This window comes from Sulfodiicoccus acidiphilus (genome assembly GCF_003967175.1).
Classification (GTDB): domain Archaea; phylum Thermoproteota; class Thermoprotei_A; order Sulfolobales; family Sulfolobaceae; genus Sulfodiicoccus; species Sulfodiicoccus acidiphilus.
In genome coordinates, this window is record NZ_AP018553.1 from 2148153 (window position 1) to 2167337 (window position 19185).

The window sequence follows — 19185 nt, forward strand, 5'->3', positions numbered from 1 at the left end:
GGTTCCTAGGCCTACCGGTGAAGCTAACCGCCCTCTAAGGCGCTCCTGAAGATCTCCTCCAAATCCCTCCTCCCTACTTGCTTCGGGGATAGCCCCAGGAGCCTCTGCTGCGCTAGGGTCCCTTTTACTAGGTCCTCCAGGTCTTGCGAGGTGAAGTCAAGTTCCCTCAGGCTGGTGGGGACTTTAAGGGAGCTCAATAGCTTCACGTAATATTCGAAAAGCTGATCCCCGACCCTTCCAGGGTCTGGCTCCATGCCCAAAGCCCTCACCACCGCCGAGAACCTCTCCTCGGCGAACGGGGATAGATACCTGAAGGCGTAGGCAGCTGGGATCGCAGTGCTAATCCCGTGGGGTGCTATGGGGTAGCCAAACTCGTAGTCCTCTGGGTACCACCTCCTCAACATGCCCGCTATCGGGTATGCCATAGCGTGAGGCACGTGGACCCCAGCGTGCCCGAAGCCAATTCCCGCAACGCTTGCCCCAAGAGTCATGTAGTACCTCGCCTCCAAGTCGTATGGGTCAGCATAGGCTCTCTTTAGGTAGCGATGTACCCACCTCACGGCCTCTGACGCGAAGAGGTCTCCTATCGGAGTCGAGCCTGCGTAGACAGGCCTATCGGCGGGGTTGGAAACCGCAGGCCTGGCAGTGTAGGGGTGGGCAGTGAAGGACTCTATAGCGTGATTAAGGACGTCTAGTCCAGAGGAGGCAGTAACCATGGGTGGGAGGGTCACAGTGTTTAGAGGGTCTACTATGGCTATAGACGGTCTCAGATATTGGTTGCTTATCCCAGTCTTCACCTTTAGGCGAGTGACGTCAAATATAGCGACGTTAGTGTTCTCGCTCCCAGTTCCAGCCGTAGTGGGGATGGCTATCATTGGTTTGAGCGGTCCTGGAGGGGAGATACCCTTCCCTATAGGCCTGTTTATGTAGTCGTTCAAGTCTGCAGGGTAGGTGTAAAGTAGGTTCAGAACCTTGGCTGTGTCTATGGTAGAGCCGCCTCCAAGTGCGACGAAGCCGTCTATTTTCATGTCCTTTATTTCCCTGTAAGCCTCAACGAGCTCCGTGTCCTCGGGCTCCACCCTTACATGGTCGGTGATGTTGACCGTCACCCCTTCACTTTCGAGACGCGACCTCACCTCCTCCATCAACTTGGTTCCTCTCAACTTCCTCCCCACAACCAATAGGACGTTCCTGACTCCCAGCCTCTTAGCCTCGTATCCGACTTCCTTGGTGGAGCCGAGGCCGAACTTGACCTGAGGAATATTTATGACGAAAACTGCGTCGTTGAGAGGAGAGTAAGCGAGAAAGGCCGGATCCAACGGGATCACTCTAACCCCTTGGGAGCAGAGGGGAACTTGTTCCATAGTCCTGGGTCGTGACTCAAGACTATCTTGGCCTTCCTAGCCCTCTCTCTGACCTTCAGTTTCCTTATGTAGGAATGCCACTCATCGGCGTCGCTGAGTAGCCAGCCCTTTGCCTCTAGTTCGTACTCCTGAGGGATGTGGAGGTAGTCCCCAGTGAAAGTGTAGTTGTTGCCTCCTCGCGTGGAGACATGCATCACCTGGTGTCCTGGGGTATGTCCACCTGTGAACTCTAACTCGACACCGTCAAGCAACTGGAAAGTCCGGTCGTCTATGGGGACCCAGTTGGCTCCCTTTAGAGGCTCTAGGTCAGCAAGGTCATAGGCCCCACCTTTGCCCTGCCACAGCATGTAGAGGGCATACTCAAGTTCCTTCTTCTGTACTAGGATGGGGACTTTCGCGTCCTTGAAAGGTAGCGCCTGACCTATGTGATCCAAGTGGAGGTGGGAGATCACGACAAAGCTCACGTCACTGGGCTTGATTCCGACCTTCATTAGTTGCCTCTCTATCCTGTTCTCCTCGGAGAACTTAATGATAGGGAACACGTCCATTAGACCCTTGGCGTGAGTCTGCATGGCGTCCGGAGCTATGCCGGTGTCGAAGAGAACGTAGCCATCTTTGTGCTGTACCAGGGCCGCAGTGACTGGTATTTCCACCCACTCTCTTTTCGGAGACTTATTTGAATTGGTCAAAGCGCCTCCAGCTGCCCCAGGCAAGAACCAACCTAGATCTCCTCCCAGCCAACCCAAGTCTAAGAGGTAGATCTTTTCTGCGACCATGCGCAACTATTTCTCATCTGAATAAAAATTTTGTGTTCCATTGTTAACGATATACTAAGTAACAAATTTGAATGACGTGCAAAGTTAGGTAGTACAAAGACGGGGACTAAGAGATAAAGCGGTTGTAATCCAACGCCCATCCGGCCTCAAAGTCAAACTCTCCATTTTTACAAAATATAAGCCGTTCAACGGTACATCTAAGAGTGGCCATCAAGACCATCAATCCCTACACTGGAGAAATTCTAGGAGAGTACCAGGAAGATTCCCTCGCCTCCGCCACGGCTAAGATCGATGAGGTCAGACGAGCTCAGAGAGAGTGGAGGAAGGACGTCGGTGCTAGGCTGGAGGTCTTGAGGGAGGTGAGGAAGAGGCTAGAGGCGAGAGAGAAGGAAGTGGCCAGGTTGATGACGATGGAGATGGGTAAACCGATCTCTCAGAGTCTATCAGAGGTCAAAAAGGACCTGTGGCTCATGGACTACATGATCGAGAACGTGGAGTCGATGCTGGCCCCTGAGCATGTGAAGACGGAGGCCTTCAGAAGTTACGTCAGGTTCGACCCTTTAGGGGTGGTGCTCCTAGTGATGCCTTGGAACTTCCCGACGTGGCAGGTGATGAGGGCTGCCGTCCCAGCCCTGTTGGCAGGAAACGGGGTAGTGCTTAAACATGCTTCCATCGTAACCGGCACCAGCCTGTTCCTGCAAGAAATATTCGATCTGCCGGTCTTCAGGTCCTTGGTGATGAGGGGAGGGAACGTCGAGCCTCTCATAGAGAAGGTTGACGGAGTCAGTTTCACCGGTTCTACCCCTGTAGGTGCTAAAATAGGTGAAATCGCGGGCAGGCATGTTAAGAAGGTGGTCCTTGAACTTGGGGGTTCTGACCCATTCATAGTCCTCCCCAGCGCAGACTTGGAGAGTACCGTTAGGAACGCAGTGTTCGCCAGGTTGCAGAACAATGGACAGAGTTGCATTGCCTCCAAGAGATTCATAGTTCACTCCGACGTCTATGAGGAGTTCAGGGAAATGTTACTGGACCAGTTCAGAGAGGTGAAATCGGGTGATCCTCTGAGGGAAGACACGTTTCTCGGTCCTCTGTCCAGCAGCGAACAGTACGACACTGTAAGAGGGCAGGTGGACAGGTTAAGGAAGGTCGGCAAAGTGGTTGAAGCCCAAGACCTCAGGATGAGGAACTTCGTCCCTCCCACTGTGGTGGAGTCCGCTAGTCCCTTCAACGAGGAAGTGTTCGGACCAGTGGCTCTGCTCAAGGAGTTCAGAAGGAACGAGGAGGCCGTGGAGTTGGCTAACGACACTCCCTTCGGCCTCGGGGCATCCATATGGGGAGACCCAGAAGAGGCAGAAAGATTGATTCCAGACATAGAGGCGGGGATGGTTTTTGTGAACAAGGTCGTGGCATCTGACCCTAGACTTCCGTTTGGAGGGGTGAAGAAGAGTGGTGTGGGGAGGGAACTGTCTAGGTTCGGACTTCTAGAGTTCACTAACGTTAAGTCGGTCTGGGTTCAGCCTAAAGCAAATTAAGGTTAGAAAACGAAAATTCAAGTATAAAGAGGGACAAACTCTTCCTAACTTCCTCTAGGAGGGTAGACTGGGAAAAGTTCCCAATGAGGCTCTACCAGCTCGGGAAGAAGTTATTCTGGGATCCCGCGGACCTTGACTTCAGGGCCGACTCTGAAGATTGGGAGAAGCTGGAATCGCTAACGAGGAAGGCCTTGCTCCAACTCACGGTCCTTTTCGGGGCAGGAGAGGAAGCTGTGACCTGGGACCTCTCTCCCCTCATGTCCGTCCTGACGAAGGAGGGGAGGCTGGAAGAACAAATGTACCTCGAACAGTTCCTCTTCGAGGAGTCCAAACACACTGAGGGCGTTCGCCAGGGCACTGGACTTCGTGGCGCCCTCCTTGGACACTACCTTCTATATAGAAAAAATCCCTCATACCGGAAGATATTCTACGAAGAGTTACCCAGAGCCGTAAACTACCCCGCCCTCACGGACGGGGTCTCTGGCGGGAAAGATAAACTCCCTCTCGACGGATCGGTCTCCAGAGACACAAGTGAGGGCTGCCACAACTTACATGATGGTAGTTGAAGGTGTTCTAGCTGAGACCGCGTACCACGGCTACATAAGGACACTAGAGGAGCTAAAGACCATGCCCACTCTCCTTTCGATGATAAGGAACGTAATGAGGGACGAGTCGAGACATATAGCCTTCGGCACATACCTCATTTCTAGGCTGGTGTCACAATACGGAGATAGGGCGTTAGAGACGTTCATGAAAAGAATGGAGGAGATGACGCCGCTGGCCTTAGGAGTAGTACAGGGCTTCTTCCAGGGCTACGAACAGGCGCCATCTGGGATAGCGGATCCCAAGGAGTATATTAACTACGCTCTCTCAGTTTAGGTACAGGCTATCCGTGATAGAGAGGGCGAGGTACATGACGCCTCAGCAGGTGGGGAAGATGGGCCTGCGTGACTTAGGCGTCAATTCTTAATTCCAATCAACTATAGCCCTGAGGTGCAGACCCTTTTCCAAGTTAGCATAGGCCTCACCGATGCGCTCAGGAGAGTACCGATGAGTGATCAGCTTACTCGGATCTAGCCTCTTGGAGGCCACCATTGTGACTAGCTCTGGAAGGTCTATCCTTGGTCTATATCCCAGGCTTCCTACGATCCTGATTCCTTTGTTGACGAAGAGGTTAGTTGGGACGGAGAATCCAGAGCCCTGACTACCTAGGCCCGTCACCACTATCGTCCCAGCTCGAGAAATCACGTCCATGGCGAGCTGAAGGTCAGGGTTGGGCTTGGTCTCGTAAACTACATCTGCCCCTTCTGGCAACAACTCGTTCACAGCGGACGCCACTTCCCCCTTGGAGGCATCTACTACATGGGTCGCTCCGAGACGCTGCACCTTCTCTAACTTCTCCGGTACTACGTCCACTGCAATGATGGGGTACATGCCCATGGCAGAGGCCAGTTGGACAGCTGACGAACCCACGCCTCCCGTTCCCACCACGACCAAGCTCTGGGAAGGTCCTGCACCCGCGTTTTTCAAGGCGTTGTAGGCAGTTCCGTAAGCGCAACTTATTGGTGCGGCGAGGTGTACGTCGACGCCCTTAGCCAGCGGTATTACTCCTATTTCTGGGACGGCGAGGTAGTCGGCGTGTCCGCCCTGAATTCCCATTATACCTGTCATCCTGCTCAGGGAGGTTCTGCAGTAGTTCTCCTTGCCTGTAGCACAGTACCTGCACTTCCCGCAAGGCAAGATCCAAGAAACGACCACTTGGTCCCCAGGTGAAAGTCCGTACGAGTTGGTTGTCCCAGGGCCCAGGGCTTCCACCCACCCCGAGACCTCGTGGCCTAGGACGAAGCCCTCTTGGACTGGGAGGAGCTCCGATTTGAGGAGGTGGACGTCCGAGTGACACACCCCCGATGCCGCCACCCTGACTAGGATCTCCCCATCGCCTGGTAAGGGTTTCTCTCTATTAACTAGCTTGAGTCCACCTGCTCCGTCGTAGACGGCCGCCCTCATTATTGAGGCCTCCTAGCTCAAGAACTTCGTGCTCAACTTAGTGGTCACCCTCGCCATCGCTACAGCAGCGTTGGTGTACCTCGCTAGGCTCACCATGCTCCCCCTTTTGAGTCTAATTGTTCCTGAGAGCATTGCCCCAACCACTTCGAGTTTCCCCTGTATCACTTTACTCCACGTCGAGTAGTCTGCCTCTAGAACGTAGGGAGCGTCGGGCACCGCTCCAATCGCGAACTCAACCCCTAAACACTTCCCCTCTCTTAGTTGGAGCTTGAGGGCCGCCTTATCGGCGTTGAGTTGTCTGGACAACTCCGTGGGGAGGTTGACGACCGACAATACTACGTCCCACTGCCAGCCCTTCCCAGCGTCGTTATACGCTTTGTCCTCGGAAAGGGCCTTACAATAGGCCTCTGCCCACTCCCTGCTCGGGTAAACCAGGGACATAACTAAATATAGTTAATTGACCTTTTTAATGTTGAGTCAACCCTACGTGAGTTTACTCCGTGGTCACGGAAGGGGCATCGTCGAGGTGGGGATTTACCGCTTCACAGCCCCACCTTAAACGTAGTGTAAGAGCAGAGGGCTCCACTCGCTCAGAGGGCCATGATGCGTAAAGTACTTAAATTGTTCAAGCTCCAAACGAATGTGAAATCAAAGCTTATAATAGGCATGATTCACATGCCGCCACTCCCGGGGTCCCCCAACTCAGTCCTCACGCTGGAGCAGCTCATGGATTACGCAGTCTCCGAGGCAAGGACGCTCGAGGAAGCGGGAGTAGGAGCGGCGATCGTGGAGAACTTGGGAGATTACCCTTTCTTCAAGGACGAGGTACCTGCGGTCACGGTAGCTGTGATGACCCTATTGGCTAGGGAAGTGAGGAAGTCCTCATCACTAATGGTAGGTGTCAACTTACTTAGGAACGCTTGCTCTCAGGCCCTTTCAGTGGCTTACGCGGCAGGAGCGCACTTCATAAGGTGTAACGTGTTAAACGGCGTCTACGCTACCGATCAGGGGATAGTTGAGGGGAAAGGAGCAGAGGTGTTGAGGTTGAGGAAGTACCTCGGAGCTAAGGTTCAGATATTCGCGGACGTACACGTCAAACACGCCTACCCCCTATACAACGTTCCAATCGATATAGCTGCCCAGGACCTAGCCGAGAGGGGAGGAGCTGACGCCGTCATAGTATCTGGGCCTAGGAGCCCCATTCCACCCGACCTAGACAGGCTAAGGAAGGTGAGGTCTGTGGTCAGTAAACCCATCCTCGTAGGAAGTGGGATCTCCCTCTCTAACTTCCGAGACTACTGCAGGGAAGCTGACGGGTTGATAGTGGGAGAGTACGACTTCAAGGTTAATGGAGAAGTGGGAGGGAGGAGCCTAGGCGAGAGTTACGCCAAGTTAGTGAGAGGATGTGGAGACTAGTGCCTCTTTAACGAGATCGTGAGGGCTGTGATAGAGACGGCTAGGGACAGAGCTATCGCCACCACAATTATGGGCATCGCTGAACTAGATGGGACTGTGTTGACGAAAGTGAAGGTGTGGGAATAAGGTAACCCATCACTGACTTCCACCTGTAAGTAGTTGGTACCGTATGTTCCTCTTTGCGACATGTGGACTAAGACTCCGTCCTCAACCTTAGTCACCGTGAAGTTCACAGGTTCTCCATTCAACAAGACTTCGATCACCCTCAGATCAGAGCCATGGACGCTCACAGTAATACCCGTGTTTGACTTAGACAGTGAGAACTGCGGCTCTGGGATCAACGACAGTGACTTCGCTCCACTTAGGTCCACTAGGCTGTAGGTTATGTTTCCTCGATCCTGAGAAAAGGCGTACTGTACGTCCTTAAATGAGGTCAGGGTCATGGTGACGTTCGAGTTAGTCTCGTTGACAGCGACCACAGAGGGACCTAGAGTGGTACCGGAGATTTCAACGGACGAGTTTAACAATTTCATGCTGAGAACATGAGAGCCCACAACGCTAACAGTCGAATTGATGGCATATAGAGTCCCTACGTAGCTGTCGTAGAGTTGTAACCCTGCGTCAGTAACGTTGAGTTCAGGGACGTAAAGCTGATAGATCGAGTAGTTGCCCTCTAGACCCGTCACCAACTGACCCACCACCTGATTTCCGTCAATGCTAACCGGCCCGACGTCGGTGTAGGGAAGGACGTTGACGTAAGTCTGGTTTGAGTAAGCCGTCAGCCCCTGAGGGGAGGAGCCCGATACCACCACGTCCCAAGGTCCGGCCAACGAATATGGAGGCGAACCCTGATAGACGCCTGGACTGAGCACGGAGGGGACTTGGTAGTACCCTACCCACTCGTTAAGTGAGGAGTTGTACTGGAGAGGGAACTCGGTCAACTCACTAACGGCGAGAGTCTCGAACCCTAGGGCAGTAGGCAGTAACGTGGCCGAGAACGCGCCGTACTTAACCTCTGTACCGTTTGAGTAGGTTATGTTAGCGGTGATCCTCACATATTGTCCCTGGAATACTTGGTTAATGCTTCTTACTTGTGTTACAAGAGAAGTTGAAGAGACGTAGAAGGAAAGGTTGTAGAACCCTTCTTGCAACTCCCAAGAGGTTGAAGAGCTGTTTCCGATCGCCCAGAAATTCACGGTGTAGAAGCCTGGAGTGACGTTAGAGGGAACAGTGTAGTTGGCCTCGTATATAAGGGAGGGAGTGAGCTGCATGGGAATCGAAGCTACAAGGACGCCTGAGGGACTGTAAACTCTCGCTGTAAGGTTAACCTGCTGGAAGGTGTTAACCACAGCCAACAAAGTTACGTTACTTCCAGGGTAGGCAGATGGCATGGAGTCCGCCACAGGTGTGTAGACCACTGCGGCCACCTGAAGACCGAAGTAAAGGTAAGTGTATACAGGTGCTGCGGAGCCATTTACGAAGAGTAGGTAAGCTCCAGCAACGGGGGTAAGTAAAGGCAGGAAGCCTCTGTACTGGCCTCCTCCCGCGGGGGCGAGGAACGCTCTCTCTACCGTTCTCCCATGATGCACTAAGTAGGCCTCTAGAGTCTGATCGGCCGCTGGGGAGCCATTGGGGTAGTTAGCGTAGACCGTGATCGCGAGTTTACCTAGACCTCCAGGCTGCTGAACTGGCAGGACCGACACTAGTGACATTCCAGGGCCCACCACAAGATAGGTGAAACCAGATCCGCGAGAGCCGTCATATGTGCCGTTTACCTGTAGGCGAACGTTGGCACCTGGGGAGTTCTCGGGGATCACGAAAGTTCCAACCCAGTAGGACCCGTTGTAAAGTAGGGGTATTCTGCCCATAACGCCGGAAGAGTTGAGGAAGTAGGCCTGGAAGTGACCGGAGGTGACGGGGGTGCCGTCGTAGGTGACGTAGGCCGTCACCTGTACGGCCGAGCCCTGGAGGTACCAAGGAGTGCCGTCGGTGGAGACGGAGATGGAGAGCCCGGGCCTGAGGGAGGAGAGGAGGGAGAGGAGGAGGCCGCCGTCAGGTGTGCCCAGGCCGGTGGTGCCTGGCCCCGGGCCGTAGAGGCCGTTGAAGCCGAAGGTGACGTTGTGGAGGGCACCCCTGACGAGGGGGAGCACCCCGTTCAGGTCCCCGAGTGGGCCGAGCCTGGAGTCCAGGTCCGCCACCACCCCGGCCCAGGTGGGGGCGGCCAGGCTGGTCCCGCCGACGGCGAGGAGCTGTCCCTCCGCCACCACAGCGAGGCCGGTGTAGGGGTCGGCGTCGGCCGAGACGGTGGGAACGGTCACCCCGGGGAAGAGGGTGGACGGGCCTCCTCCAGTGGAGACGTCCTGCCCGTAGAGCGGGTCCACGCTCCAGGTCGTCTCGTAGCCGTAGGTGGCGGTGCTGTTGAGGGCCCACAGGTAGCCGGACGTGACGTTCACGTAGAGCGCGGTCCCTCCCACGGAGGTGACGAAGGGGGAGGAGGCGGGGAAGAGGGCACCCCCGTAGGCCACCGGGGTTCCCCCAGTTGCCCCCTCGTCCCCGGAGGCAGCTAGGAAGGTGATCCCTTCGGCGGAGCCCAGGGCGAAGTAGAAGTTGGCGTAGGGGTAGTTCAATATCTTGCTCTGTGCGGTAGTGAAGAAACCAGACGTGGCGAACTCGTTCTCTGGAATTCCCCAACTCATGGACACTACGTTGGCCAGCTTCTGGGTGACTACGTAGTCTATCGCTTGGAACAGAGCGTTCGAAGTGGCTGAAGGAGCCACCACCACGTCTATACGTGCGTAGGGAGCCATGGAATGCACCGCCTCTACGTCTAGAGCGGTCTCAACGTCCCACCCTGTTAATATGCCGTAGTACGGATCGTAAGGACCAGTTGGTATGACAGATAGATTTGCCGGAGGCAGATGGAAGAGTTTATCGAACTGAGCGACGTCAGAATAGATGTTGGGATCTCCGTAAGCCTCAATCACCGCTACCGTGACGTTACTTTCGTTAGGGGAGATTATGGGTGTAACGTTGTAGGCGCCTTGGAGATCTTGGGGATCGTAGTAAATGGCTGAGAGCACGGCCGGCTCATCCCCCTTCACCATCAATGTTCCATTGTGGAGTCCTCCCAGAACTATGAGGTTCTTCTTAACGTTACTAAAGTTTGTTAGCCCTAGGACAGCGAGCCCCTCCATAGGTCCTCTAAGTATAGGCAAGGAAGTGGGTGCATAGTAGATCTGTCCAGACTGATTGAAAAGGGCCAACTTTACGCTGAAGAGCCCCTCCACTTGCTGGACTGTTCCTGAAGCTGAAACCATGAACCCGTCGGGGCTCACGTAGTTCACGTCTAAACCCGCAGAGTGTAAGTAGGAGATCACGGATTCGAGCTCTCCTCTGGTTGGAGCGAAATACTTCTCCACCTCAGCCCTAGTAAGTGGAGGAGACTGTCTGTTAGAGACCTCCTGGGCCGCCATGAAGACTCCAGAGATGTTCCTCGGAGGTATGAGCACCGTTACCCCGACCTGGGTGGAAGGAGGTAGTTGCCCAACTTCTGTTCCAGACAGCACGGGACCTACGTAAACCGGCGTAGAAGCTAAGGTAGGAACTACGGATAACACGATGAGCGCGAGTAAAAATAGGAACAACCTCATTGTTGAAAAGTATTCGCGCTTCACCCGAAAATAAACCCTTAATTGATCTCTCGCGTTAGGGCTACCCGAGCAAAGGCCGTGGAAGGTGAAGAGAGTCTACATGAGAACTACAACTTTCGGTGGACACTCCCATACTGCTGTGCTGAGGTTGAGGCGTGAATAGATTACTTCCGCTCGTAATCTACACGTCAGCAACCTACGTCCTGGTCTCCCCTACCTTCGGAGTTCGATACTTCTCGACTCACTTCCACTTACCACTCTGGATAGCATTCGCGCTGGTTACCGTACCTTTTTCAGGGAGAGCGCTCGGACTGTCACTCACGGTAAGGTGCCCTTCGGAAGCGGTTCTTCTCTTGGGGGGCCTGTTCCACACTCTCTTCCTTAGCAGCCGATCCGTGGTCGTTCCTAGCTCTCGGGGTGTTAGGGGGCCTCGCGTACGCACTGACTACTGCGTCTGCTGTGGACGCCTCAAAGAACCCTAGCCTCACTACTGGAGATTAGGCCCTAGGGTGGGCCCTGGCGTCTTTCCTCAGTCCGCTGGGGTGAAGGATAGAGTTGTTTCTTGGGAGGATCGGCCGCCTTCTTAGCTCTCTTTAAGTTGTCCACCCCTCGAGTCGGGAGGCCCTCGTTGAAGGGTTACACGCTCTTCTTAGCTGAACTCGCCCCTACCTTCCTCCTCGAAATCAGCCCGGCGAGTTACTTACTCACCGCAGATCTACTTACTAGCGTTCGTCGCTTACTTGATCTTCCCGACGATGGGGAGGGCAGTTCTGTTTCTGGCCTGTTCTGTAGCAGCTCTGTCCTCCTTCTTTCTGTCTACCGCCATTGGACTCGCGCTGTTCGCGTTCGCAGGAGTCGGCATCATTTCGCTTCTCCCCGCTAAGGTCAAGGAGTTTGGATCCACGAACATCGGAGGAGATCTCAACCTGGGAGCAGTGGGCGGGTTGGTTTACCCCACCTTGGTCAGTGCCGTGGGTCACTGGCTCATCCCACTACTGGCCTCCGCGGCCATGTCATGTCTAGCCCTAGTTCTCACTATTCCTCTACTCCGTCCTAAGAAAAGTCCTCAGGGAACCGTCGGAGTTCAAGGTGAAGAAGTAAACTCTCCTCTCTCCACCGCTCTCCACACTTCCTTTCCTCCCCCTGAAGTCTCCTACTATCCTCACTCTGTCGACCTTGCTCCATCCGGCGTCCCTCTTTGCACGTTCTACGAAGTTGGTGAAACCGACTGCACACACTTCACAACAGAAGAATAGCCTAGTTCCCTCAACGTCCCTCCAGACGTTCCCCCAGCTAGCCCCACAGAGGGCGCAGCCACTACCTTCAACCAACAATCTTCTCACCTAGAAGATAGGCCCTCTCAAGCCTAGAAGTCAGGTAGGTGTCGAAGGCTTCTAACGATTTCAAAACTGTAACTTGAGTTTGTTCCTCCACACCTTTCTCCCTCGCCCACTTAGATGCGACCTCTAGGGACTCTTCTGAGTGTTCCACGTCGGCCTCGTACCCCTCCCTCAGGAACTCTCTAACCTCTAAAGGGTACTTACTGTCACTTAGGATGGATGGGTCGAAGTAAGTCATTTTAGCGCCGTATTTCCTTATTTCCTTATGAGCCACCAGTTCTAGACAATGCATAGCTGCCATAATCTCTATCCAGCTCCTAGTCTCTGCTATTCTTCTCCAAGTAAATATGGCGTCCATCGTGCCTCTAAGAGGAGGTGTAGAGAGTATCCTTCCTCTGTCCCACCCGAGGGATTCTCCCATCTTGATTAGGAGCTCAAAGTGTGGTAGTCTACCATCGTAGCCGACGAACTCCTCGCTGACATTCTTCAGCTCCATTCTGTATACATCGTCGTCTTCTGTGCTAGCCATGACGTGGGCCAATGACCTAGCCCACTGTCTAAGAAAGTGCTGATGCTCTAAGACGTAGCCAAGTAGAAGTTCCCTACTTGGCCTTTGCATGGCCGCAAGGAAAGGATGAGGACTGTCGCCGTAGAACCTCCTCACGAACCTGCGAATTATCCAGCTCTTCAGGTCTTTGAACTCGAAGAAACTTCTCAACTCCTCTTCCAGCTCTCCCTCTTCTAGCTTGATTTTCGTTATGTTCCTGTTAAGCCACATCACGTGTCCTACGTCACTTCTGTTTGCTTCTCCGCTGAAATGCGCCGCGGCCCCCCTGAAAGAGCCCAGCCTTACCTCACACACCGGACACAGCAATTGTCTCACCTAAACGGGGAAGTCTGAAGGTAACCTCGACCTAAGTTCGATATATTCGGGGTCGTCTCTATATTTCACCTTGAGGGAGGTCAGCAGCTCCTTAACTTCGTTTGGGTCTAGCCCACGAGCCTCTGAGATCATTCTAACGGTTTCCTCGAAGTTCTCCTTACACGCGTTGTAACAGTTGCAGGCAGCCCTCAGGAGTTCCCTCTCCTTTGGTGTCATAGGTATTTTAGAAGCGATCTCCAAAATAAACCAATCTAATGAAAGCTCAGAAAAGCTGAATTCAACCGACCCCTGGTCGAGTGGACTCACGGAAAAGTTAAAGGTGTAATCGTAAAGCTGATAGGCATGAAGAGGGAGACTAGGAGGCTCATCGTTTATGGAACCGTGTTCTCGGTCGCCTCGTTTGGAGTGGCCGCTGCAATGAGTCTCTCGGCTGGACTTTTCGCAGTTAGTGGACCGGTTGGGGTGTTCTTAGATCCGGTACTCAACCTAACGATACCGTTGCTCTTGGTCTCAATTGGGTTTCAGGTGATAAATGCTAGAGGTGGGCCTATAGTCATGGGTCTTGTGAGTGCCGCCCTGTTCGCGGTGGCCTTCCTTCCCTTTCTCTCTATAACTAACTTGGTGGTGGGCACTGCAGTGGAGGGATCCTCAAGGGTGTTGGGCTATAGAGGTAGGAGGGCCGTCGTTATAAACACGGCCTTAGCTGGAGGGCTGGAGGGCATATTAAGCGTGGTGTTAGGTGCACTATTCATTGGTTACGTTCTACAACCTGATCTTGCGCTCCTCTTCACCGCCGTTTACTTTGTGGAATCAACGGTGGTCGGGTTCGCAGGCAGCTCTCTCGGATCTTACTTGATCAAGAGCGGTGTCCTCAAGTGAAGCTAAACTTCGCGACGCTCCTCGTCTCACTCTCTCTGCTATGTGGGACAGCGGCGTTCACAGATGGACTAGCTCAAGCGGCTTTCACTGCCCTGCTCCACAGGAGGTGGAGGGTGATAGGGGGAGAAGTGTTGATATTGGCGACGTCGTTTCTAGTGTTAACCTCCCTCCACAGAGAGCCTCTCTTCCCATTCGCTCCTAGGTTAGTGACCTACGTGAACTCCTACTTGGCGGCCTCAGATCTGGTTGACAGGTCTTCGATCCTAGACGTGCTCGGAGAGAGGGGAGTCCCTGTGGTAGTTGCGTTGACATACTACCCAACTTTTGCCTCGATCGCTAGGGAGGTGTTCTTAAACTTGAGGTACAGAGGTCTTAGGTTCTCTCCAACCAAATTAGTCCTTCCTCTTCTGGTATTCACGGTAAAGGTGGCTGAGGAGCTAGAGGCGGCCTACGCTGTCAAACTCTACGGCAATTTCAGGAGAGGACAGTTAAAGTTTGGTGAGTTCGACTTCGTCATAATAGTGCTCTCGGTGGGGATTTCGTGTTTGTCGTTGGTGGCGTTGAAATAGACCAAGGAGAGAGGGTGGCCCTCTTAGGTAAGAGCGGCTCTGGTAAAACTAGTCTGATAAGGGCAGCCATATGTCTTAAGGAAGGACCGAGGCCGGTCCTAGACGGCCAGGACTTCTGCTCCAGTCCAGACTACTCTAAAGTGTCTGCAGTCGGTCAGGAACCAGCGTGGCAGGTGTTAGCTGAGAGCAGCAAAGAGGAGCTCTCATTAATATCCAGATATCATCCAGTAGACTTTAAGGTGGCTCAAAACCTGATGGGTCCTTACTTTGATACGCCCTTCAACAGGCTCTCCGATGGATACAAGAGGAGGTTCGTTCTATCGTCTGTGCTCGCTGGCGAACCTAAATACCTCCTCCTAGACGAACCTCTGTCCAACTTAGACGACGAAGCCGTCAAATTAGTGTCATCATCCTTTCCTTCGACCTCCCTCATAGCGGAACACAGGGTTAAGGACTTGAGAGCTTTAGTCCAGAGGGCATACGTAATTGAGGGGAAGGCCAAGGAAATAGAATTAGATTTATTGTGGAGTGAACGCTTCCTTAAGTCTCACGGCCTCCGTGGCTTCAGGGTCTTCAGGGAGAAGAGGCCCCTAGGTGAGGTTCTATTAAGCGCAGAAGTGAAGGGAATCAAGTTAGAAGTCCGGAAAAGGGAGGTACTGTGTATAGTGGGCCCTAATGGAGCGGGCAAGACAACTACAATCAGAGAACTCTCCAGAAAGGGAGTGAGACCAGTCTTCCAAAGTCCAGACTTGCAATTCTTTTTCAGGACGGTCAAGGACGAAGTTGGATCTAGTGAAGCTATGCAGCTCTTTCAGCTTACCGACAAGGCCTCCAGGAGCCCTTATTCTCTTAGTTTCGGTGAGAAAATGAGAGTACTCATGGCCTCAGCGCTGGCGTCAGAGGCTAAAGTAGTGGCCTTCGACGAACCCTCAGCTGGAATGGACGGAGACGCTCTCGTCTCTTTTGTTAAGGCGCTGGAGCTAATGGTCGAGCAGGATAGAGGAGTTGTAGTGGCTACACACGACTCAGACGTAATTGACCTGTGCGATAGTACAATAAGGCTGAGCTGGAGTAGTTGGTAGAATTAAAAAGAAATAATGTTAAAAGGAGCAGAAAGGATGGCTTGCGGAGAGCAACACTCCCTGTAGATAAGGTTAAAAATTGGCCTTGGGTAACTGCTCGGTACTCGTGATAAGGGTAAGCCTCGCCGAGGGTCCTCAGCTAAAGGGAAGTTCGACTGCATGCTGCTCCATCTCAGCCATAGACGGTCAAGTCTCAAATATAAACTCCCTGTGGGGGCCACACTCTAGCGTGGAACCTTGCCCTCACACCCATCAAACAAGATATACTCATGGAGCACCAAGCTACGTCCTTCGGGATGGGATAGCTCGTGTTCTCCCGAATTCCTTATCGATTGCCAGTTATGTATCTCTCCCAATCGGCCTTGAACCTCACTAGGCTAAGAGAGTCCTTCCGTAAGGGCCCCCACCGAATCGCAGTGCATTATGGAGGACCTACCAAGAGTAGATCGACTAACGCGGGGCTGACCCTCCTGAGGTGAGGAAGATGTCGAGGGTGTGGAAAACACGCAGGCGCTGAGCGGTGATGAACGATCCCTTTAACCGAACTCCCTTAGCAGATCTTTTAATCTATATCTAGGTATAGGTGGTCGAGGTAGGTTTGAACTTAGTTGTAGGGTTCAAGGTCGTCCCCGACGAGACCCTTATTAGGGTCTCTGGAGGGAAACTGGACTTGAACGTGGCCACGAAAATTAGCACCTATGACAAGAATGCCATAGAGGAGGCCGTTAGGATCAAGGAGGCCACGGGAGGTAAGATCACCGGGGTCACCGTCGGTAATACAGACAGGAAGGTCATAAGAGAGGCACTCTCCATGGGAGTAGATGAGGTTGTGGCAGTATCGGCACAATACACGGACGTATTAGGTACAGCAACGGCCGTGACGGAGGAGGTGAGGTCCTTAAATCCCGATCTTGTGTTGTTCGGAGAGACCACGACGGATGGCTCGACCTCAGGCCTAGGGCCCATGGTGGCGGAGCTCTGGGGAGTTCCAGTCGTCACTTTCGTCCGCTCGCTGAAGGTAGAGGGTAAAACAGTCAGGGCGGAGAGGTCCCTCACTCCCGTCATAGAGGTGGTGGAGACCGAGTTGCCCGCGGTGATAACGGTGACTGGAGAGATAAACACGCCGAGGATACCCACCCTGAGGCAGATTATGGAGTCCTCCAAGAAGCCAGTGAGAAGTAAGGAGTTCAGAGGGACGCCAGTGGCCTCCTTGGATTCTGTGGAGCCTTACACCGTGCAGAGGAAGAGGGTTGTGATGGAAGGTAAGCTAGAAGAGGTGGTGCCCAAACTCATAGAAGCCCTCAGGAAGGAGGGAGTAATATGATAGTGGTGTTCTCTGAGGACGCGGAGAACTTCAAGTCAGCTGCTGCCCTAGCACAATCGCTAAAAGACTCCATCGTTGGGATAGCAAAGCAGAACATGAAATACACCGATAAACTCTACGTGACTGACTACGACGAGGACTCGGTAGTTGAACTGGCAGTTCGGGAATCTCCAACACTAGTAATAGGAGGTGACACTAAGAGGGACAGGACGGTGGCGGCCAGGGTCGCCGCTAGGCTTAGGGCGGCCTACGCACCGTCTGTCTCCGAACTTTCACTCAAGGGGGACAAGTACGTAGTAAGACGAATAGGTTACAGCGGAGTGGCGGTCGCGACCCTAACTCTCAGCAGGCCTGCAGTGATCACAGTGGGGAAAAGTGACAGGGTGCCTAAGGAAGTTGAGACTCAATTCGTCGAGGTGCCCCAATCCAAGGGCAAGGTCAAGCTCCTAGAAAGGAGAGAGGGTAAGGGGACTGTGGACCTAGGCTCGGCCAAGCTAATAGTCTCGGTGGGGAGAGGAATAGGCTCAAAGGAAAACGTCAAGTACGCCCAGGAGCTTGCTGACGCCTTGGGGGCGGCCCTAGGAGGAAGCAGGCCAGTCACGGCCGAGATGGGGTGGCTCCCTGAGGATAGACAAATCGGCCTCTCCGGAACGAAGGTGAAGCCGAGGCTCTACCTAGCACTTGGCATTTCAGGTCAGCCTCAACACCTGGCAGGAATGAAGGACTCTGGAGTGGTGGTGGCCGTAAACAAAGATAAGAACGCCCCTATCGCGGAGAACTGCGACTATCTGGTGGTAGCCGACGCTGTAGAGTTCTGCAAGGAGATGGTCAAGAGGTTGAAGGGATGAGCTTCGATGCGGACCTTGCCGTAGTAGGGGGAGGTCTAGGGGGGCTTGCGGCCGCAATATCGGCCGCAAAGGAAGGGCTTGCAGTCGTAGTGTTAGAGAGAGGTCCTTACTCAGGCTCTAAGAACGTGTCGGGAGGGAGGATCTACGTCCACTCCCTCTTAAAGCTGGTGCCAGACGCGCTAGAAAGAGCTCCACTAGAGAGGCCGATCACTAGGGAGACCTACGAGGTACACTGTGGAGAAAGGAAGGTCATCTTCACCTTCCAGAGGAGGAATAGGGAAAGCTTCTCTGTTCTCAGGGTTAGGCTAGATCAGTGGCTCGCCAAGGAGGCCGAGGCCAATGGTGCTCTACTTTCTTATGAGACACAGGTAACCGGCGCGAGGAGAGAGGGGGGTGGAATAACCTTGGAGACCAACAGGGGTGAATTCAAGGTTCCCCTAGTGGTCGAAGCTGATGGTGCCACGGCGCCCCTCTCTCGATACCTAGGGATCAGAAGACTCAGGGCTGACCACTTCATGGTAGGTGTTAAGGAGGTGGTGTCTTGGACACCCGACCTTCCGGAGGACGAGGGGGAAGCCAAGGTCGTGTTGGGGCTAACCCCCGGACTCAAGGGGGGAGGGTTCGTGTATACTAACAGGGACTCCCTCTCAATAGGGTTTACGGTGAAGGTGGAGTCTATTCAGGAGAAGCTGGTGCGTACTAGTGAACTGATAGAAGACTTTAGGGAGGCCTTAGGAGTGGAGGGGGAGGTGCTCGAGTATTCCGCTCACCTCATTCCATATGTAGGCTACGGAGGTATGCCTCCCCTGAGTTCTCCCAATCTAATGGTGGTGGGAGACGCAGCAGGAATGTTGCTCAGCGACGGCTTCGTGATAAGGGGAATGGACCTAGCGATAGGTGCAGGAACTATCGCAGGCAAGGTAGCTGCAAAGCTCAGGGAACTCAACGACTACTCTAGAACATACCTTTATGATAAAGAACTGGAGGGAACCTTTGTGATGAGGGACTTGAAGTCCGCTTGGAGGTCGTTCAAGGGGCTCTCCAACCCTAGACTATACGACAAGTACCCAAGTGTTATATGTGACGTTCTGGAAGCGATGTTCTCAGTAGGCGACAGGAGGCTTCTGAAGGTGACAGAGGAGAGACTGAGGGGGGAGGGAGTGGGGTTAACTGATGCGGTGAGGGACCTGCTTTGGTTCGTGTGAGTCTGCTCAAGAGACTCGGACTCAACAAGTACGATGTGGGTAGTCCACACATCCAGGTGAACACCGAGATCTGTAGAACGTGTAGGGACAAGCCATGCGTCTCAGTGTGTCCGGCAGGGACTTACGACCCTCAACCCGACGGCACCATAGTAGCTCACTACGAGAGGTGCCTGGAGTGTGGAGCGGCTCTGGTAGCCTGTCCCTACGGCGCCATAACCTTCAAGTGGCCAGAGCAGGGTGTGTCATACAGGTACGGTTAACAGTGACACTTCCTCCCCCGACGTCCTCGAAAGTACGTGGTGCCGCTCTC

21 protein-coding genes are annotated in these 19185 nt (G+C 53.7%); 11 read left to right on the top strand and 10 right to left on the bottom strand.

The genetic code is table 11. The features are described 5' to 3' along the window. Positions 1-23: 23 nt before the first annotated feature. Both HS1genome_RS10815 and HS1genome_RS10820 read right to left on the bottom strand, forming a co-directional pair. On the bottom strand, positions 24-1328 hold the full coding sequence (locus tag HS1genome_RS10815) for a hydroxyacid-oxoacid transhydrogenase (RefSeq protein WP_229768274.1): 1305 nt from the start codon (positions 1326-1328) through the stop codon (positions 24-26). Then, on the bottom strand, positions 1325-2140 hold the full coding sequence (locus HS1genome_RS10820; protein WP_126451063.1) for an N-acyl homoserine lactonase family protein: 816 nt from the start codon (positions 2138-2140) through the stop codon (positions 1325-1327). The genes HS1genome_RS10815 and HS1genome_RS10820 overlap by 4 nt, the downstream gene beginning before the upstream one ends. Positions 2141-2343: 203 nt before the next feature. Between HS1genome_RS10820 and HS1genome_RS10825 the strand changes: the two genes are divergently transcribed. The 3 genes from HS1genome_RS10825 to HS1genome_RS10835 all read left to right on the top strand — a co-directional run bounded on the left by HS1genome_RS10825 (position 2344) and on the right by HS1genome_RS10835 (position 4551). Further along, complete coding sequence (locus HS1genome_RS10825; protein WP_126451064.1) at positions 2344-3672, top strand: aldehyde dehydrogenase family protein; 1329 nt, start codon at positions 2344-2346, stop codon at positions 3670-3672. Positions 3673-3755: 83 nt separating this feature from the next. Further along, on the top strand, positions 3756-4238 hold the full coding sequence (locus HS1genome_RS10830) for a ferritin family protein (RefSeq protein WP_126451065.1): 483 nt from the start codon (positions 3756-3758) through the stop codon (positions 4236-4238). Continuing rightward, positions 4225-4551, top strand: a complete 327-nt coding sequence (locus HS1genome_RS10835; RefSeq protein ID WP_126451066.1) for a ferritin family protein — start codon at positions 4225-4227, stop codon at positions 4549-4551. Before HS1genome_RS10830 ends, HS1genome_RS10835 begins: the two co-directional genes overlap by 14 nt. Before the next feature lie 87 nt (positions 4552-4638). Here the strand turns inward: HS1genome_RS10835 and HS1genome_RS10840 are convergent, their stop codons facing one another. Further along, positions 4639-5679 (bottom strand): alcohol dehydrogenase catalytic domain-containing protein, encoded by a 1041-nt coding sequence (locus HS1genome_RS10840; RefSeq protein WP_126451067.1) that lies wholly within the window; start codon positions 5677-5679, stop codon positions 4639-4641. A 12-nt stretch (positions 5680-5691) separates the two neighbouring features. Further along, positions 5692-6120 (bottom strand): SCP2 sterol-binding domain-containing protein, encoded by a 429-nt coding sequence (locus HS1genome_RS10845; RefSeq protein WP_126451068.1) that lies wholly within the window; start codon positions 6118-6120, stop codon positions 5692-5694. 201 nt (positions 6121-6321) lie between these two features. Between HS1genome_RS10845 and HS1genome_RS10850 the strand changes: the two genes are divergently transcribed. Continuing rightward, positions 6322-7095, top strand: coding sequence for a BtpA family protein (locus tag HS1genome_RS10850; RefSeq protein ID WP_229768273.1), 774 nt, complete (start codon positions 6322-6324; stop codon positions 7093-7095). On the opposite strand, the gene HS1genome_RS10855 is transcribed toward HS1genome_RS10850, so the two are convergent. The 6 genes from HS1genome_RS10855 to HS1genome_RS10870 all read right to left on the bottom strand — a co-directional run bounded on the left by HS1genome_RS10855 (position 7092) and on the right by HS1genome_RS10870 (position 13184). Next, positions 7092-10745, bottom strand: coding sequence for a protease pro-enzyme activation domain-containing protein (locus HS1genome_RS10855; protein WP_126451069.1), 3654 nt, complete (start codon positions 10743-10745; stop codon positions 7092-7094). The two genes, HS1genome_RS10850 and HS1genome_RS10855, sit on opposite strands and share 4 nt — an antisense overlap. 314 nt (positions 10746-11059) lie before the next feature. Then, positions 11060-11233, bottom strand: coding sequence for a hypothetical protein (locus tag HS1genome_RS12165; RefSeq protein WP_158613817.1), 174 nt, complete (start codon positions 11231-11233; stop codon positions 11060-11062). Between the two features lie 248 nt (positions 11234-11481). Next, complete coding sequence (locus HS1genome_RS12170) at positions 11482-11655, bottom strand: hypothetical protein (RefSeq protein WP_158613818.1); 174 nt, start codon at positions 11653-11655, stop codon at positions 11482-11484. A gap of 133 nt (positions 11656-11788) precedes the next feature. Further along, positions 11789-12079 (bottom strand): TA0938 family protein, encoded by a 291-nt coding sequence (locus HS1genome_RS10860; protein WP_158613819.1) that lies wholly within the window; start codon positions 12077-12079, stop codon positions 11789-11791. Then, complete coding sequence (locus HS1genome_RS10865; RefSeq protein WP_126451071.1) at positions 12069-12959, bottom strand: thiaminase II/PqqC family protein; 891 nt, start codon at positions 12957-12959, stop codon at positions 12069-12071. Before HS1genome_RS10865 ends, HS1genome_RS10860 begins: the two co-directional genes overlap by 11 nt. A gap of 9 nt (positions 12960-12968) precedes the next feature. After that, positions 12969-13184 carry a hypothetical protein gene (locus HS1genome_RS10870; RefSeq protein WP_126451072.1) on the bottom strand — a complete coding sequence of 72 codons (216 nt, stop codon included), beginning with the start codon at positions 13182-13184 and terminating at the stop codon, positions 12969-12971. 126 nt (positions 13185-13310) lie between these two features. Between HS1genome_RS10870 and HS1genome_RS10875 the strand changes: the two genes are divergently transcribed. The 7 genes from HS1genome_RS10875 (at position 13311) to HS1genome_RS10905 (ending at position 19135) form a co-directional block, all read left to right on the top strand. Beyond that, complete coding sequence (locus HS1genome_RS10875; protein ID WP_126451073.1) at positions 13311-13847, top strand: hypothetical protein; 537 nt, start codon at positions 13311-13313, stop codon at positions 13845-13847. Further along, a complete protein-coding gene (locus HS1genome_RS10880; RefSeq protein WP_126451074.1) occupies positions 13844-14416 on the top strand; it encodes a hypothetical protein in 573 nt (190 codons plus the stop codon). The genes HS1genome_RS10875 and HS1genome_RS10880 overlap by 4 nt, the downstream gene beginning before the upstream one ends. Beyond that, positions 14389-15498: an ATP-binding cassette domain-containing protein gene (locus HS1genome_RS10885; protein ID WP_126451075.1), complete on the top strand. Its 1110-nt coding sequence runs from the start codon at positions 14389-14391 to the stop codon at positions 15496-15498. The genes HS1genome_RS10880 and HS1genome_RS10885 overlap by 28 nt, the downstream gene beginning before the upstream one ends. A gap of 598 nt (positions 15499-16096) precedes the next feature. Beyond that, the gene (locus HS1genome_RS10890; RefSeq protein WP_126451416.1) at positions 16097-16822 is read left to right on the top strand and encodes an electron transfer flavoprotein subunit beta/FixA family protein; all 726 of its coding nucleotides are present in this window, start codon (positions 16097-16099) and stop codon (positions 16820-16822) included. After that, the gene (locus HS1genome_RS10895; protein WP_126451076.1) at positions 16819-17670 is read left to right on the top strand and encodes an electron transfer flavoprotein subunit alpha/FixB family protein; all 852 of its coding nucleotides are present in this window, start codon (positions 16819-16821) and stop codon (positions 17668-17670) included. The genes HS1genome_RS10890 and HS1genome_RS10895 overlap by 4 nt, the downstream gene beginning before the upstream one ends. After that, positions 17667-18875 carry an FAD-dependent oxidoreductase gene (locus tag HS1genome_RS10900; protein ID WP_126451077.1) on the top strand — a complete coding sequence of 403 codons (1209 nt, stop codon included), beginning with the start codon at positions 17667-17669 and terminating at the stop codon, positions 18873-18875. Before HS1genome_RS10895 ends, HS1genome_RS10900 begins: the two co-directional genes overlap by 4 nt. Further along, a complete protein-coding gene (locus HS1genome_RS10905) occupies positions 18872-19135 on the top strand; it encodes a ferredoxin family protein (protein ID WP_126451417.1) in 264 nt (87 codons plus the stop codon). Before HS1genome_RS10900 ends, HS1genome_RS10905 begins: the two co-directional genes overlap by 4 nt. Positions 19136-19185: the final 50 nt, after the last annotated feature.

Coding starts and splice junctions, on each gene's coding strand:
- HS1genome_RS10820 (WP_126451063.1), bottom strand. CDS start 2,140: ATGGTCGCAGAAAAGATCTACCTCTTAGACTTGGGTTGGCTGGGAGGA.
- HS1genome_RS10830 (WP_126451065.1), top strand. CDS start 3,756: ATGAGGCTCTACCAGCTCGGGAAGAAGTTATTCTGGGATCCCGCGGAC.
- HS1genome_RS10835 (WP_126451066.1), top strand. CDS start 4,225: ATGATGGTAGTTGAAGGTGTTCTAGCTGAGACCGCGTACCACGGCTAC.
- HS1genome_RS10840 (WP_126451067.1), bottom strand. CDS start 5,679: ATGAGGGCGGCCGTCTACGACGGAGCAGGTGGACTCAAGCTAGTTAAT.
- HS1genome_RS10845 (WP_126451068.1), bottom strand. CDS start 6,120: ATGTCCCTGGTTTACCCGAGCAGGGAGTGGGCAGAGGCCTATTGTAAG.
- HS1genome_RS10855 (WP_126451069.1), bottom strand. CDS start 10,745: ATGAGGTTGTTCCTATTTTTACTCGCGCTCATCGTGTTATCCGTAGTT.
- HS1genome_RS12170 (WP_158613818.1), bottom strand. CDS start 11,655: ATGTTCGTGGATCCAAACTCCTTGACCTTAGCGGGGAGAAGCGAAATG.
- HS1genome_RS10870 (WP_126451072.1), bottom strand. CDS start 13,184: ATGACACCAAAGGAGAGGGAACTCCTGAGGGCTGCCTGCAACTGTTAC.
- HS1genome_RS10875 (WP_126451073.1), top strand. CDS start 13,311: ATGAAGAGGGAGACTAGGAGGCTCATCGTTTATGGAACCGTGTTCTCG.
- HS1genome_RS10895 (WP_126451076.1), top strand. CDS start 16,819: ATGATAGTGGTGTTCTCTGAGGACGCGGAGAACTTCAAGTCAGCTGCT.
- HS1genome_RS10900 (WP_126451077.1), top strand. CDS start 17,667: ATGAGCTTCGATGCGGACCTTGCCGTAGTAGGGGGAGGTCTAGGGGGG.